This window comes from Pseudomonas sp. 05N434 (assembly GCF_056396965.1).
In genome coordinates this window covers 1-1,066 of record NZ_JBFTMK010000924.1, presented here as the reverse complement: position 1 = coordinate 1,066, position 1,066 = coordinate 1, and the positions used below count along the sequence as shown (strand labels likewise).

The following is a 1,066-nucleotide window of genomic DNA, read 5'->3' as shown; positions in this document are numbered from 1 at the left end:
CGCCTGCTGCGCCCCGAGTTGCCGATCCTGTTCGCCAGCGGTTATGCCGAAAGCATCGAGGTGCCTGACGGCATGCATGTGATCGGCAAGCCGTTCTCGATTGATCAACTGCGGGATAAGGTCAAGGACATACTTGAAGTGTAACTAAGCGCTTAAGCCGCACCGAGCACCTGCTCCTGAAAAGAGCGGTGCTTTTTAGTTTTTCCGCAACGGAACAGTCCGCACCCTCAACAACTTTATGACCCCACCTGAAACAGGCACTAATACAATGCCAGTTGCCCAATAACTTAAACTAAAAGAGGATCCTCACACCTTTAAGCAACAACCAGTAGAAGGAACTACTAATGGACCAACAGCACACAGCTGCGAATTATAATTTGCAACTATCCAACCCTCAAGACATCACCCCTCGACTTAAACAAGGCATTGAGAGCGATAAAATCGAGCGAGGCGAAATCATCGCACAGCTTAAAAAGGCTATTTCCGGAAAAGAAAACAATGAGCAGATAGACTGGGAAGCGCTATTCATTACAGTGACCGAAGGTTCTTCGTTCGAACAGGCGCTGCGCCCCGGCGCTGTCATGTTGCAGAGCATGATCGACAAGCCCGCCTTTAAAGAAGTGCTCGCCTACTATTCCGTCCATCCCGATGCTTCGTTCTATGTTGTCGATGCAGGTCACATCATCGCCTCCCATAATGGCCGCGAAATACGATTGACCGCAAAGACCAAACTTGATCCGGACCTCAATGATGATTTGGTTGCAATCGCGGATATTGCAGCAACCATCGACAGAGTGGTGTTCTTCGACAATCGGCTGGGTGTTGCTCAATGGATCACATTCCACGAATACGAACTGCCCGTAGATGTAAAACGCATAAAAAACCTGATCAAACATCTAGAGTTTGACTACCACCCTTCCCCTGCATTGGGTAACTACTGGGAAGCCATCACGAGCAGTGAGGACAGGGCTTTGGTGTTGTCGGCGGATGACAGGCAAACAATTCGTACCTTGACCGCTCAGCACATCGGCGGACGCGGAAAACTGCTGGTGGACCTGTGTAGCAT

General features: G+C 49.9%; 2 pseudogenes. Both read left to right on the top strand.

Annotated elements, in window-relative coordinates:
- Positions 1-144: pseudogene (locus tag AC1DLB_RS30760) on the top strand (response regulator); the annotation flags it as partial.
- A 200-nt stretch (positions 145-344) separates the two neighbouring features.
- A pseudogene (locus AC1DLB_RS30755) lies at positions 345-1,066 on the top strand (hypothetical protein); the annotation flags it as partial.